Annotated in this window: 15 protein-coding genes; 5 read left to right on the plus strand and 10 right to left on the minus strand. The window is 75.2% G+C overall.

Annotated features, from left to right (window positions below):
* On the minus strand, positions 1-1,879 hold a 1,879-nt coding region (locus GTR02_RS13620), incomplete at its 3' end, for a zinc-dependent metalloprotease family protein (protein WP_166608039.1).
* Positions 1,880-2,165: 286 nt separating this feature from the next.
* On the opposite strand from GTR02_RS13620, the gene GTR02_RS13625 reads away from it, so the two are divergent.
* Together GTR02_RS13625 and GTR02_RS13630 are read left to right on the plus strand one after the other, a co-directional pair.
* Positions 2,166-2,312: an Rv0909 family putative TA system antitoxin gene (locus tag GTR02_RS13625; protein WP_166608040.1), complete on the plus strand. Its 147-nt coding sequence runs from the start codon at positions 2,166-2,168 to the stop codon at positions 2,310-2,312.
* A gap of 79 nt (positions 2,313-2,391) precedes the next feature.
* Entirely contained in the window at positions 2,392-2,838 is a 447-nt protein-coding gene (locus GTR02_RS13630) for a DUF1810 family protein (RefSeq protein ID WP_166608041.1), read from the plus strand.
* Here the strand turns inward: GTR02_RS13630 and GTR02_RS13635 are convergent.
* The 3 genes from GTR02_RS13635 to GTR02_RS13645 form a co-directional block, all read right to left on the minus strand.
* Positions 2,781-3,365 carry an alpha/beta hydrolase gene (locus GTR02_RS13635; RefSeq protein ID WP_166608042.1) on the minus strand — a complete coding sequence of 195 codons (585 nt, stop codon included), beginning with the start codon at positions 3,363-3,365 and terminating at the stop codon, positions 2,781-2,783. The genes GTR02_RS13630 and GTR02_RS13635 overlap by 58 nt on opposite strands.
* Positions 3,362-4,168, minus strand: coding sequence for a sugar phosphate isomerase/epimerase family protein (locus tag GTR02_RS13640; protein WP_166608043.1), 807 nt, complete (start codon positions 4,166-4,168; stop codon positions 3,362-3,364). Before GTR02_RS13640 ends, GTR02_RS13635 begins: the two co-directional genes overlap by 4 nt.
* Positions 4,169-4,231: 63 nt before the next feature.
* A complete protein-coding gene (locus tag GTR02_RS13645) occupies positions 4,232-4,654 on the minus strand; it encodes a GNAT family N-acetyltransferase (RefSeq protein ID WP_166608044.1) in 423 nt (140 codons plus the stop codon).
* A 67-nt stretch (positions 4,655-4,721) separates the two neighbouring features.
* On the opposite strand from GTR02_RS13645, the gene pdxH reads away from it, so the two are divergent.
* Positions 4,722-5,399, plus strand: a complete 678-nt coding sequence (gene pdxH, locus GTR02_RS13650) for a pyridoxamine 5'-phosphate oxidase (protein WP_338073801.1) — start codon at positions 4,722-4,724, stop codon at positions 5,397-5,399.
* A gap of 16 nt (positions 5,400-5,415) precedes the next feature.
* Here the strand turns inward: pdxH and GTR02_RS13655 are convergent, their stop codons facing one another.
* The 6 genes from GTR02_RS13655 to GTR02_RS24530 all read right to left on the minus strand — a co-directional run bounded on the left by GTR02_RS13655 (position 5,416) and on the right by GTR02_RS24530 (position 11,026).
* Positions 5,416-6,399, minus strand: coding sequence for a phosphotransferase (locus tag GTR02_RS13655; protein WP_166608046.1), 984 nt, complete (start codon positions 6,397-6,399; stop codon positions 5,416-5,418).
* Positions 6,400-6,409: 10 nt separating this feature from the next.
* The gene (locus tag GTR02_RS13660; protein WP_166608047.1) at positions 6,410-7,951 is read right to left on the minus strand and encodes an HNH endonuclease signature motif containing protein; all 1,542 of its coding nucleotides are present in this window, start codon (positions 7,949-7,951) and stop codon (positions 6,410-6,412) included.
* Between the two features lie 103 nt (positions 7,952-8,054).
* On the minus strand, positions 8,055-8,618 hold the full coding sequence (locus GTR02_RS13665) for a mycothiol transferase (protein WP_338073802.1): 564 nt from the start codon (positions 8,616-8,618) through the stop codon (positions 8,055-8,057).
* 283 nt (positions 8,619-8,901) lie between these two features.
* A complete protein-coding gene (locus GTR02_RS13670; protein WP_338073803.1) occupies positions 8,902-9,213 on the minus strand; it encodes a transcriptional regulator in 312 nt (103 codons plus the stop codon).
* A 56-nt stretch (positions 9,214-9,269) separates the two neighbouring features.
* Entirely contained in the window at positions 9,270-9,695 is a 426-nt protein-coding gene (locus tag GTR02_RS13675; RefSeq protein WP_166608049.1) for a hypothetical protein, read from the minus strand.
* 140 nt (positions 9,696-9,835) lie between these two features.
* Positions 9,836-11,026, minus strand: a complete 1,191-nt coding sequence (locus GTR02_RS24530) for a helix-turn-helix domain-containing protein (protein WP_166608050.1) — start codon at positions 11,024-11,026, stop codon at positions 9,836-9,838.
* Between the two features lie 123 nt (positions 11,027-11,149).
* Here GTR02_RS24530 and GTR02_RS13685 point away from each other — a divergent pair, with 123 nt between their 5' ends.
* Together GTR02_RS13685 and hydA are read left to right on the plus strand one after the other, a co-directional pair.
* Positions 11,150-11,998, plus strand: coding sequence for a nitrilase-related carbon-nitrogen hydrolase (locus tag GTR02_RS13685; protein WP_166608051.1), 849 nt, complete (start codon positions 11,150-11,152; stop codon positions 11,996-11,998).
* The coding region (gene hydA / locus GTR02_RS13690; protein WP_166608052.1) for a dihydropyrimidinase at positions 11,995-13,380 on the plus strand (1,386 nt) is incomplete at its 3' end. The genes GTR02_RS13685 and hydA, both read left to right, overlap by 4 nt.

Here is a 13,380-nt window from a genome sequence, read left to right on the forward strand (position 1 = left end):
CGACGGGGACGGGCGTCACGACCGGTGCGGGGGTCGGCTCCGGGGTGACGACCGGCGCCGGGTCGGCGACGGCCAGCACGGCCGACCGCGCCTCGGCCCCGCTGCCCTGCTCGTTGCGCGCCACGACCCCGAACGACCAGCCGCCGGCCGCGAGCCCCGAGAACGTGGCCGTGCGCGCCGCCGCGGGCAGGGTCTGGGCCCTGGCGGACTGCGCCACCGCGCCCAGGTAGGGCGTCACGACGTAGCCGCTGATCGTGCCGCCGCCACCGGCGGCCGCCGTCCACGTCACGCCGGCCGCGCCGGGGGCCGGGCTGCGCACGTCCGTGACGACCGGCGCGCCGGGCAGGGCGACCGGCTCGGCGACCGGGGCGCCGAAGCGGACGCCGACCGTGGCCACGCCGTCCGCGGTGGCCTCGACGGTGACGTGCAGCCGCCCGTCGACCGTGTGGAAGGTCTCGCCCACCCCGACGACCTGGTCGAAGTCGCTGCGCCCGCTGGGGGTCGGGTCGAGCACGACGCTGCGCCGGGCCGCCGGGCGGGCGAGGTCGCTGCGCAGGACCCGCACGCCCGGCGTCGGCGCGCGCCAGTCGCCGAAGGTGGTCGCGTCGGCGCCCGTCGGGGTCCGGTACTCGAGGTAGTAGGTGGCGGCGCCGTCGACGACCTTGGCGACCTTGGTGCCCCCCGCGGGACCGCCCGTCGGCCGCAGGGCGACGTCACCGCTGGCCGTGACCAGCTGCACCTCGTCGGCGAAGAGACCGATCTGGTCGCGGTGCACGGCGTTGAGGGACGAGGTGCCGACCGTGGCGCCGGACCAGCCCATGACGTCCTGGACGTCGCCGTACTCGACGAAGGTCGTCCCCGGCGCCCAGCCAGCGCCCGTGGCCGCCGAGGAGTCCGCCACGGGGCCGTAGACGGCGTTGGCGTGGTCCAGGCCGAGGTTGTGGCCGAGCTCGTGGCTGACGAGCGCGGGCAGCGTGTCGGCGACCAGCAGCATGCCCCCCGACGCCGCGCCGGACCCGATCGTGGCCTTGCCGTAGGAGCAGCCCCCGCTCTCGTACGCCGCCCGCGGCACCACCACGAGCAGGTGCTCCCCCGGCTCGCCACGGTAGCCGGTCGCGGCCTGCGCGTCGGACCAGATCTCCCGGAAGTCGCTGCAGCCGTAGGAGGACTGCGTCCAGTCGCGCACCGTGTCGAGGGTGAAGGACACCTGCCCACCGGTCTGGCGGGACCAGTAGTCCGAGGCGCCGCGCACCAGGCCCGGGACGTCCGCCGCGGTCACGTCGGCGGGCACGGTGCCGCGCGGCGCGACGAGGGCGACCTTGACCCGGTGCGGGGCCGCGGTGGTCGGGCTCGCCGTGGTCGTGGTCGTCGTGCCCGTCGTCGGGGTGCCCGTCGTCGTGGTGCCCGTCGTCGTGGTGCCTGTCGTCGTGGTGCCGGGCGTGGCCGCGGCGACCGCGACGGTGTCGACGACGCGGACCACGTCCGGCCGCGAGGCGTCGGCGCTGACCCGCAGGTCGACGCGGGTGTCCGGCGCGAGCTCCTCGACGCCGTCGCCCTCGACCCGGACCAGCTCGGTGCCGGTCTGGACCAGGACGCCGATCTCCTCGCCCAGCTCGACGTTGACGATGGTGCCGCGCACCCGCGCGGTGGAGCCGGGCCGCACGGTCGTCTGGGGCGACCCCACGGGGTCGTCGGGCGCGTCCCCGTTGTCCTCCGGGTCGGCCGGGACGTCGTGCGCCGCAGCGCCCGCCCCGCTCAGGGGCGCGGCGACGCTCGCGGGGGGCGGGGGCGTCAGGGCCTCGGCCGGTGCGCTCACCGCGAGCAGACCGGTCAGGGTCAGCACCAGCGCGACGCTGACCCGGCGGGTGGGGACGTGCATCAAGGTCGTCCATCCTCTGGCTCGTGTCCCGCGGCCGGCGCGGGTGACGGCAGGCGGGACCCTCGCGGCGCTCCCGCCCTCGAGAGGTGGGTCGGAGGCGGAGGCGCACCGCTTGAGGCCGCGTGCCCCGAACGGCGGCACGCGGGACGGGCCCGCGGGACGGGCGGTCCCGGGCGGTGCGGACGACGGGGCCGGGCGCTCCCGGTCGCGCGCGGCACCGGACGGCTCGACACTGGCGCCGGTGGGGCCGCGAGGTCCCACGGACGCTGCGACCCAGGAGGTAGACGTGCCGGGCTTGGACGACATCACGGAGAAGGCCAGCGACGCGGGCATCGACAAGGCGGGCGACGCCGTCGACCAGAAGACGGGCGGCGGTCACGCCGAGCAGATCGACAAGGCCGAGGACGCGGCCGACACGAAGATCGGCGAGTGAGAGGTCCTCACCTCGCCGGGCGCGCCCGGGACCGTCGACGGTCCCGGGCGCGTCCTGCGTCCCGGGCGTGGCCGCGGGCGTGAGCGACAGCGGGCTCGAGCGGTTCGTCGTCGCGCAGGACGCCGGCGGGACGTACGACCGGGCGCTCGCCGAGCTGCGGGCCGCCCGCAAGGACACGCACTGGATGTGGTTCGTGTTCCCTCAGCTCGCGGGTCTGGGCCGCAGCGAGACGGCGGTGCGCTACGCCCTCCGCGACGCGGCCGAGGCGAGGGAGTACCTCGCGCACCCCGTCCTGGGCGCGCGGCTGCGGGAGTGCGCGGCGGCCCTGCTCGCGACCGGGACGACCGACGCGGCCGCGGTGCTCGGTCCCGTGGACGCGGTCAAGCTGCGCTCGAGCGCCACGCTGTTCGCCCGCGCCGCCGCGGGCACCGCGGACGCCGCACCGTTCGAGCAGCTCCTGCAGCGCTTCTACGGCGGTGAGCCGGACCCCGCGACGACGCGGTCGCTGAACGCGGCCAGCTCCTGACCGACGAGGGCGAGCGCCGCCGCCGTGGCCTCGGGACGTCCCGGCACCTCCAGGGAGTGGTCCGCGCCCGGCACCTCGACGACCCGGTGGCCCGACGCGCGGGCGACGGAGGAGTCCCAGCTCTCGTCGGCCGCGCCGCCCACGAGCAGGGCCGGGGCGCCCGCGGCCCGGCCCGCGACGGCTGAGACGGCGGCCCGCACCTCCTCCTCGTGCAGCAGGGGCGTGAGCCAGCACCCCGGCAGGCCGCGCTCGACGGCCAGCGGCAGCAGGCGCGACGTCAGCGACTTCGCGACGAGCAACCGCGGCGCGGACTCGCACAGCCGCTCGCCCACGTCCCGCACCTCGCGCGTCGAGGTGGGGGGCGGTCCCTCCCACGCCAGCGAGCGCACCCGCCAGCCGCGCGCGAGCAGCACGGCGCGGGCCCGGGCGAGCAGCGGCTGGTCGACGTCGTACCCGCGGCCCGGGAGCACGAGGGCGACGGGGGCCCCGTCGCGGCCCTCGTCGCGCAGGACGAACCCGGTGCTCACACGCAGTCCTCGAACCGCCGCCGCACCGTCCGCAGGACCTCGTCGGGGTCCTGCGCCCAGAGCGCGGAGCTGAGGACCTCGACCTCGACGCCGCCCGAGAATCCCGTCTCCGCGACGCGCGCCGACAGCCACGGCAGGTCGATGAGGCCGTCGCCCATGACCGCGCGGTCCAGCAGCAGGTCGGAGGTCGAGGCCTTCCAGTCGGACACGTGGTACCCCAGGACGCGACCGTGGGCCCGGGTCAGCTGCTCGGCCAGCGCGGGGTCCCACCAGACGTGGTAGGCGTCGACGACGACGCCGAGGTGCTCGTCGTCGAACTCCTCCGCGAGGTCCAGCGCCTGGGCCAGGGAGACCACGACCGACCGGACGCCGATCATCATGGGGTGCAGGGGTTCGACGCCCAGGCGCACGCCGGCGGCCGCGGCGTGCGGGAGCAGCGCCTCGATCCCGTCCCGGACGCGTCGCCGGGCGCCGGGGAGGTCCGTGTCGTGCAGCGCCCCGCAGACCAGGACGAGGACGTCGGCGCCCAGCGCGGCGGCCTCCTCCACCGCCTGCCGGTTGTCCGCGAGGACCGCCGCGGCCGGCGTGGCCGGATCGGTGAACATCCCGCCGCGGCACACGCTCGTGACCCGCAGCCCGGCGTCCTGCACCAGCCGCGCCGCGCGGTCCAGGCCCGCGGCGGCGATCTTGTCGCGCCACAGCGCGATGCCGCCGATCCCGTGGCGCACGCAGCCTTCGACGGCCTCCTCCAGGCTCCAGGAGTTCACGGTGATCTGGTTCAGGCTGAGGCGCCCGGGATCCATCGGCTCGCTCCGTCGCGTCGGGGAATGCGCTTTCCGGCACCGTGCCACAGCACTGCGGGCTGGTCAACGGGCTGCGGCGACGCCGCCCCACAGCGCGACGAGGCCGGCCGACGTCGGGCTGAACCCGCACGAGCGGACGTAGAAGTCGCGCAGCGGGGCCTCGAAGTCCACGTGCAGCCAGGCGCAGCCCGCGTCGCGCGCGTGGTCCGCGGCCGTGCGCACCAGGTCCCGCCCGATCCCGCGCCGCCGGTGGGCGGCGGCCACGAGGGTGTCGAGCAGGAAGGCGTGCGTCCCGCCGTCCCACGCGACGTTGACGAAACCCAGCAGTTCTGCTTCCTCGCCCGTCGCGCACACCCAGCCGAGGCTGTGCCGCTGCAGGCGCGCCACGACGTCCTCGGCCCGGACCGGGTGGTCGAAACCCTCGGCGTGCAACGCGTTCAGCGCCGCGTTCGTGACCGGTCCGCGCCAGTGGTAGGTGATGTCCACGCCCGCCAGGCTAGGCCGCCGGCGAGGGGGCCGCGGCCGCGCGCCGGGACCCGCCTACGCTGTCGGCGTGGAGGACCCAGCGCAGCGCCGTGTCGACTACGACGACGCCCCCTTCGCGGAGGCCGACCTCGCAGCCACGCCCCTCGCGCAGTTCGAGCGGTGGTACTCCCAGGCCGTCGCGGCCGCGCTGACCGAACCCAACGCCATGACGGTGGCGACCTCCACCCCCGACGGGGTGTCGGCGCGGACCGTGCTGCTGAAGGCGGTCGACGGCCGGGGTTTCGTCTTCTACACGAACCAGCGCTCGCGCAAGGCGCGTGGCATCGCGCACGACCCCCGGGTCGCCCTGCTGTTCGGCTGGGTCGGCCTGCAGCGCCAGGTCGCGGTCCGGGGAGCCGCCGCGGCCGTGGACCGCAGCGAGACCGAGGCCTACTTCGCCTCGCGGCCCTACGGTTCGCGGATCGGGGCGTGGGTGAGCGAGCAGTCGGAACCCGTCGCCTCCGCCGCTGCGCTGCACGAGCGCGAGGCGGAGCTCCGACTGCGGTGGCCCGACACCGGGTCGGCCGGTGACGTGCCGGTGCCGCCGCACTGGGGCGGGTACCTCGTCCGGGCGTGGGAGGTGGAGTTCTGGCAGGGCCGCTCGTCGCGCCTGCACGACCGCCTGGTGTTCCTCACCGACGCCGCGGGGACCCCCGCACCCCTGGACGAGCCCTCGCGCTGGCACGTGGAGCGCCGCCAGCCCTGACCCGCCGGTGCCGCCGTCACCCGTGGCGCCCGAGGGAGTCTCGGGCGTCGCGCAACCCCTTCAGGTTGTCGGCCGGGTCGCTGATGCCCGTGCGGTCGTCGGTGGCCAGCCGGCGGGCGAAGTAGTCGGCCTGCACGGCCCAGCGCACCCGCAGCAGGACGTCGAGGCCGAGGGTGATCTCCGCCGCGGACAGGGGGCCCGTGCGCGCGTACGCCTGCACCAGGGCGTCCCCGGCGTCCGGAGCGCCGACGTACATGGTGGCGCTGGCCAGGTCGTACAGCAGCGGCCCGCGCAGCGCGCTCGACCAGTCGATCAGGCCGCACCGCCGCAGCACGGGGGACCACAGGAACGCGTCCTGCGCCGGATCGCCGTGCAGGACCCCGCACGTGAGCCCGGTCCCCGCGCCCTCGACGAGCCCCGCGTACCGCGCCAGGGCGGCGCGCACGGCCGGGCGGACCCACTCCTCCACGGCCAGGTGGTCGGCGTCGACGTCGACCCAGGCCGGGAAGGACCTCGCCGGGTCCGACGTGCCGGCCGTGACGGCCGTCGTGTCGCGCAGCGCGTGGTGCGCCCGGCCGAGCGTGGTGCCCATCAGCGTCTGCTCGTGGGTACCCGGACCGTCGAGGGGTTCGCCGTCGACCCAGCGCAGCAGCGCGAGCACGCCGCCCGCGACGTCCTGGCTCCAGGCCCCGCCGCGGGTGGGTTCCGGGACTCCGGTGGGGATGCCGACCGCCTGGACGCGACGGGCGGCGTCGAGCCCGCGCAGGAACTCCGGGCGCTGGTCGGCCCGGACGAGCTTGGCCACCCACCGCCGGCGGGGGTCCTCCTCGCCGGCCACGGCCCAGGTGGCCGAGTTCATCCCGCCCGAGAGGGACGACACCGCGACCGGTCCCAGCTCCCAGTGCGCCTGCAGGGCAATGCGCACGTCCTCGGCGCGCGGGGCAGGACCCGGAAGGTCTCCCCCACCGCGACCTGCGTCGGGGTGATCGGCGTCGCGCACGCCCAGGACGCTAGCTCCCGCGGTGCCCGATCCCCCACCCGTTTCCCACGTCGGCCACCACGCCGAGCGTTCCGGTCGGGGCTTCAGCCGGCCCGGAGTTCGGGTGGATCGGTGTCGGGCGGGCGCAGGCGCCGTCCGAGCTCGCGGGTCGCGGCGCGGTCGTCGGGTAGGTGTTGCGCACCCAGGGGTGCGGTGTGGAGTTACCGGGCCACCGCGGGTCGTGGTGGATCCAGCGGGCTTCGACGGTGCGGTCCGGGCGCAGCCGGACCTCGAGGTGGTGGGCGTGCCAGGCCCGGTGGTGGGCCGGGCAGAGCAGCACCATCCGGTCCAGGTCGGTGGTGCCGCCGTGCTCCCAGGCGGGGAAGTGGTGCGCTTCGCACGCCCACGGGGCGGTGGTGCACCCGGGAGCGGCGCACCCGCCGTCGCGGACCGCGAGGGCGGTGCGCTGGCTGCGGGTCGCGAGGCGAGTGCTGCGTCCGAGGTCGAGGACCGCACCGGCCGGCGTGGTCAGGACCCGCTGAAAGGTTGCCCCGCAGACGAGGTGGCCCAGCGTCGCGGTGGAGACGGGACCGTGGCCTTCGACGACAGCGGTGGTCTGGGCATCGCGGTGCTCCACCGCGGCCTGCACGTCGGCCACGGTAGCGACCACGCAGATCCGGGCGGTCTCCGCGACCGCGGGGTCGCTGGCGGCGGCGCCGCGCTGGATCAGGGTGACGAAGGCGTCAGCGTCGCGTTGGCGCAGTGAGCGCTGGTCGCGGATCAGGTCACCGTCCTCGCCCACCGACACCGGTGTGGGGGCGGACGCGGCGTTGAGGGCCTGCTTCACGATGACCGTGGTGGTCTCGTCCAGGTCCACCGTGATCCGGGACATGCCGTCGACGAGGGGACCGAACACCAAGCCTCGTCGGGCGAAGGCGTCGGGATCGCGGAAGGTGCGGTCCTCGTGGTCGGGATCGATGGTCAGGATCAGTTCCCGGGCCAGTCGACCCGCGACGGCCGGGCAGTACGCCGCGGCGAGGCGGGTCACGTGGGCATCCAGCAGTTCGGCGTTGCGGTGCTCGACGAGCTCACCCGTGACGGCATCGACAAGGGTGCTCGTGCCCCGTCGGATCGGGGTCGGGATCCGCGACAACGCCTTCACCGCCACGTCCACGTGAGCCCGGGAGGCGTCCCCCGCGGCGAGGGCGTCACCGAGGTGCTGCGACGCGCCCCGGTCGCCGTCGACCCCACCGATCACCCCGTCCCACGTCACCGACGGATCGGTGACCGTCGCGGCCTCCACGTCCCGACGGGCCTGGCCAGGCGGCAGGTGGTTCGGCGCACACGCCAGGAACCGCGCCGTGGACGACCCGGAGGAACCGGCCTCGCCCAGGACCCGGACCAGGTGCAGGTAGGTCGCATCGGCCTGGTGCCGCAACCGCAGGAACGAGGTCACGGCTTCCTGCGCCGAGGCCACCGAGAACGTCGACGCCCTGCTCCCCCGGACCTCCCGCAACGCCCCCTCCAGCGCCGCGAACGGCTGCTCGAGGGGGTGCACGTCGGTCCACGTCATGTCCGCAGTCTACTCGAACAGACGTTCGAGTGCCAACGTCACTTCTTGTGCTGCAACGACTCCGCTACTTCTGGCCTCTCGGGCGCGAGGTCGTGGCCACGTCTCAGCCGGCCCCTGGCCGCCACCCGGGCGGCGGGTCCTCGCCCACACGCCCGTCGACCGCCTCCCGCAACAGGTCCGCGTGACCCGTGTGGCGGCCGTACTCCTCGACGAGGTCCAACACGAGCCGCCGCGCGCTCGCGTGCTCCCCCGCCGGCGTCGCCACCGCGACGGGCGCGCCGAGGTCGTGCTCGCGGAGGAACGCCGCGAACCGGGTGCGCGAGCGCTCGACCGCCCCGTCGTGGAGCGCGTACAGGGACTGCGGGGAGTCGAGGGCTGCCGTCGCGAACTCGTCCGCCCCGAGGTCGTCCGCGCCCGGGGGCGCGAACGGTCCACCGGTCAGCGTCACCGTCGAGGCGTGGTCCTCCACGAGAGCCAGGTGATTCAGCAGCCCACCCAGCGTCAGGGCCGACGGACCCGATCGCGCCTGGAGCTCGTCGGCATCCAGGCCGTCGGCCTTCCACCGGAAGGTCGCTCGCAGCCGGTCCAGCGCACCCAGCAGGTGCGCCGCCTCGGACCCGGCGAGCGGGGGTTCCCACGGGGTGGCGTCCGGGTCGCTCTGGCTCACCCCGCCACGGTAGGGCTGCGGGCCCCCGGCGGCAGGGGCGCGCGTGCACGGCGCGGGGAGCCGCCGGGGTGCGGACGGGCGAACTCCACCGGGCCTTCCGCTGCAGCGGGCTCGACCACCTCGCGGCAGGTGTCGGCGAGGACTGCGACGCCGTCGGCGGTGAGGCGGTTCGCGGCATGGGGCCTGAGGCATGGGGCCTGAGGCATGGGGCTTGACGCATGAGGCATGGGGCATGGCGAGACGCGAACCCCGGCGTCGTTCCGGCGCTCTGCGGCGCAGGCGGTCAGGTGATGCCGCGGGCGCGGGCCAGGAGGTCTTCGAGGCTGCGCAGGTAGGCCTCGAAGGCGACGCGACCGGCCGCCGTCAGGCGCAGCGACGTCTGCCGGCGCAGCGCACGGTCCTTGCGGCTCTCCACGTACCCCGCCTGCTCCAGCGCGGTCAGCTGCTTCGACAGCGCGGAGTCGCTCGTCCCGATGCTCTCCCGCAGGAAGGAGAACGTCACCCACTCGGCGGGAGCCAGCAGCGAGCAGATGCCGAGGCGCGCGGGGGTGTGCAGGAACTCGTCGATCGACGGCGCAGGAGTGCTCGGACGCACAGGACCTTCCGGAGCCGCACCCACTGCGGGGAGGTCGGTCACCTCGCGCCCGCCGGTCACGGGCGCAGGCTCCCGGCCAGGCGGGCGTGCACGGCGCGGACCAGGGTGACGATGACGAGGCACGCCGCGGCGGCACCGACGGTGTTCGGCAGCGGCCAGTCCAGCGCGCGCGCCGGGAACTGACCGGCGACGTAGGCGAGGTAGGCGACGACGAAGGAGCCGACCAGCGCCACCCGCCAGCGGCGCGAGGCGGCAGTGGACCGCAGGCGCACCCCGTTGTTCCAGGCCACCCCCACGCCCATGACCATCAGGAGCACCCAGAGCCAGATCATCCCGACGTCCGTGAGCACCCCCAGCGCCAGGACGCTCGCGCAGGTGCTCCAGGTCGCGCGCGCGGACCAGGCGGCGCTGCCGGCGGTGACGGTCTGCTGCCGCCGCCGGGCGACGAGGGTCAGTGCGTCTCGGGCTTCGTTCGCGTCCACGGTGTCGTCCTCCCGGTCGGTAGCGCTTGCCTGTGAGGAAAGTACCTCGGGACTTTCCCGCCGGGCAAGTACCGACCGCCTCGCTCTCCGTCACGGCATCCACCGGTGGCGCGCCAGCCGGGGCGGGAGCGGGCACCGCCTCAGCCGTCGGCGTCCCCCAGCTGACGCCAGGCCGACACTGCGAGCAGCAGGACCGCGGCCTCGGCGGGGACGGTCGGCTCGTGACCCGTCAGCTCCGCGGTCCGGCGCAACCGGTTCAGGACCGTGTTGCGGTGGCAGAACAGCCGCTCGGCGGTCGCCGCGACGGACCCCGTCGCCGCGAACACCTCCAGCGCCTCGAGCAACCGCGCCCGCTCGGGGGCGGGGACCGCGACGAGGTCACCGAGGACGTCGCGGACGACGTCCTCGCGCAGCGGCCCGAGCTGGTGCGCCGCGACCCCGACGGCGACGTCCACGAGGCTGCGCGGGCCGGTCGTCCCCGCGGGGAGCGCCGCGGCGACCTGCTCGGCGACCCGCACCGCGCGGGGCACCCGCGCCAGCCCGTGGGCGAGCGGGCCGAGACCGCAGGGCACCGAGCGCAGGACCGCCGGCAGCGGGTCGGCCGCCTCGTCGCGCGCCCGGCCGTCGCGGCGGCGCACGCCCAGCACCACCGCGGCGCCCTGCCACGGGTGCACCTGCAGCCCGGACCCCGGGGCGGCGCGCAGGGCGGCCGTCAGCGCGGCCTGGGCGGCGGCCGGGACCACCGCGACCAGGACGTCGGCGTGCCGGCCCAGGCCCAGGACGCTCGCGGCGCGGGCCACCACGCCCTCGTCCTCGCCGTCGGAGCCGAGGAACGCCTCGACGACGCGGCGGCGGTCCCGGCCGCGCTCGAACGCCAGGGCGGTCGCTGCCTCGTGGAAACCCACCTGCACGTCGAGGGAGTGCTCCTCGACCGCCTGCCACAGCTGCACGGGCAGCGTCACGGCCGCAGCCAGGTCCGCGGGGCTCAGCCGCTCCGCGAGCACCTCCCACAGCACGCGGAAGTGCAGCCGCGTTCCGGTGGTCAGCGCACCGAGCGGGACGTCGAGGGCGGCCCGGCTGCGGCCGACCTCGCGCGACAGCTCCACCAGCCGCTCGGGCACGGGCAGGTCCGCCAGCCGGCGCAGCACGCGGTCGTAGGTCCCGACCCCGTCGGCGAGCAACCGCGCCCGGTCCACCGCACCGTCGGAGTACGGCACGACCTGCAGGAGCTGCGCGACGAACGTCGCCGACAGCGCGTCGACCTCGCTCAGCAGCTCGAGCAGGACCGATCGCAGCGCCGCGGTTTCCGCCACGTTTCGGCCGTTGTGCACGTGCACACCGTAGTCGCCGGAAACCGGGGGCGGAGAGCCTTGCCGCGACCGTCCGGCCGGGCAATCCTGACGGTCCCGGCGGCACCGCCGCCGCCCGGCCGTCCCGCAGCACGAGGAGCCCCCATGACCACGGTGCGCGCAGCACTCGTCCAGACCACCTGGACCGGTGACAAGGAGAGCATGGTCGCGGCCCACGAGGAGTACGCCCGGCAGGCTGCCGCGCAGGGCGCGCAGGTCGTGTGCTTCCAGGAACTGTTCCACGGCCCGTACTTCGGCATCACGCAGGACGCCCGGTACTACGACTACGCCGAGTCCGTCCCCGGCCCGACCGTCGTGCGATTCCAGGCGCTGGCCGCGGAACTCGGCATCGTCATGGTCCTGCCGCTGTACGAGGAGGAGCAGCCCGGGGTGCTCTACAACACGGCCGCGGTCGTGGACGCCGACGGCCGCTACCTGGGGAAGTACCGCAAGCACCACATCCCGCACGTCGAGAAGTTCTGGGAGAAGTTCTACTTCCGTCCTGGGAACCTCGGCTACCCCGTGTTCGAGACCGCGGTCGGCCGCGTCGGCGTCTACATCTGCTACGACCGGCACTTCCCGGAGGGCTGGCGCGCCCTGGGGCTCGCGGGCGCCGAGATCGTCTTCAACCCGAACGCCTCGAAGCCCGGCCTGTCCAACCGCCTGTGGGAGCTCGAGCAGCCGACCGCGGCCGCCGCGAACGGCTACTTCGTGGCCGTCCCCAACCGCGTGGGCCGCGAGACGGGCGAGTTCGGCGACGACGCGGTCGAGTTCTACGGCTCGAGCTACGTCGTCGACCCGCAGGGCAACTTCGTCGGCGCCAAGGGGAGCACCTCCGCCCCCGAGGTGCTGATCCGCGACCTCGACCTGAGCCTCATCCGCAAGGCCCGCACCGACTGGCAGTTCTACCGCGACCGTCGTCCCGACTCCTACGTGGACCTGGTGCGGCCGTGACCGCACCGGCGCGGACCCTCATCGCGGGCGGCACCCTGGTCTCGACGACCGGGGCGACGCCCACCGACGTCCTGGTCGAGGGCGAGCGGGTCACCGCGCTGCTCGCGCCCGGCGGGGGCGACGGGTTCACCGTCGACACCCGGATCGACGCGACGGGCACCTACGTCCTGCCCGGCGGGGTGGACGTGCACACGCACATGCAGATGCCCTTCGGCGGCACCGAGGCCTCGGACACCTTCGAGACCGGCACGCGCGCCGCGGCCTGGGGCGGGACGACGACCATCGTGGACTTCGTCGTGCAGCGCACGGGCGAGGTCGTCGAGGAGGCCCTGGCCGCCTGGCACGCCAAGGCCGAGGGGCACTGCTCCGTCGACTACGGGTTCCACATGATCCTGGGCGGGGTCGACGAGGACGCCCTCAAGGCCATGGACTCGCTCGTCGCGCACGAGGGCATCACGAGCTTCAAGCTGTTCATGGCCTACCCCGGCGTCTTCTACTCCGACGACGGGCAGATCCTGCGGGCCATGCAGCGCGCGTCGTCCAACGGCGCGACGATCATGATGCACGCCGAGAACGGCACCGCGATCGACGTCCTCGTGCAGCAGGCGCTGGCCCGCGGAGACACCGACCCGGTGTTCCACGGCCTCACCCGGCCGGCCGCGATGGAGGCCGAGGCGACCAACCGCGCCATCGCGCTGGCCGAGGTCGCGGGCGACACGCCCCTGTACGTCGTGCACGTCTCGGCCTCCCAGGCGCTGGCGCGCATCGCCGAGGCCCGCAGCACGGGCCGCAACGTCTTCGCCGAGACCTGCCCGCAGTACCTGTACCTGACGCTCGAGGACCACCTCGGCGCGCGCGGCGAGGACGGGTTCGAGGGCGCCAAGTACGCCTGCTCGACGCCGCTGCGGAGCCGGCACGAGACCCACGCCGCGGACCTGTGGCGCGGCCTGCGCACCGACGACCTCGCGGTCGTGTCCACCGACCACTGCCCGTTCTGCTTCAAGGACCAGAAGCAGCTGGGGCGCGGGGACTTCTCGAGGATCCCCAACGGCATGGGCGGGGTCGAGCACCGCATGGACCTCGTCCACCAGGGCGTCGCCGACGGCCACCTCTCGCTGCAGCGCTGGGTCGAGACGTGCTCCACGACACCGGCGCGCATGTTCGGGATGTACCCGCGCAAGGGCGTGGTCGCGCCGGGTTCCGACGCCGACATCGTCCTGTACGACCCCGCCGCGCGGACCACGATCAGCGCCGCCACCCACCACATGAACATCGACTACTCGGCGTTCGAGGGGTTCGAGCTGTCGGGCGGGGTCCGCACGGTGATGTCGCGCGGCACGGTCGTCCTGGACCGCGGCACCTGGTCCGGGCGGGCGGGGGAG

The sequence above is a fragment of the Kineococcus siccus genome (assembly GCF_009906795.1).
GTDB lineage: Bacteria > Actinomycetota > Actinomycetes > Actinomycetales > Kineococcaceae > Kineococcus > Kineococcus siccus.

What these genes read in the sequence shown, in the direction of transcription:
- GTR02_RS13640 (WP_166608043.1), bottom strand. Translation starts at nt 4,168, where the DNA reads ATGGATCCCGGGCGCCTCAGCCTGAACCAGATCACCGTGAACTCCTGG.
- GTR02_RS13685 (WP_166608051.1), top strand. Translation starts at nt 11,150, where the DNA reads ATGACCACGGTGCGCGCAGCACTCGTCCAGACCACCTGGACCGGTGAC.
- GTR02_RS13660 (WP_166608047.1), bottom strand. Translation starts at nt 7,951, where the DNA reads ATGACGTGGACCGACGTGCACCCCCTCGAGCAGCCGTTCGCGGCGCTG.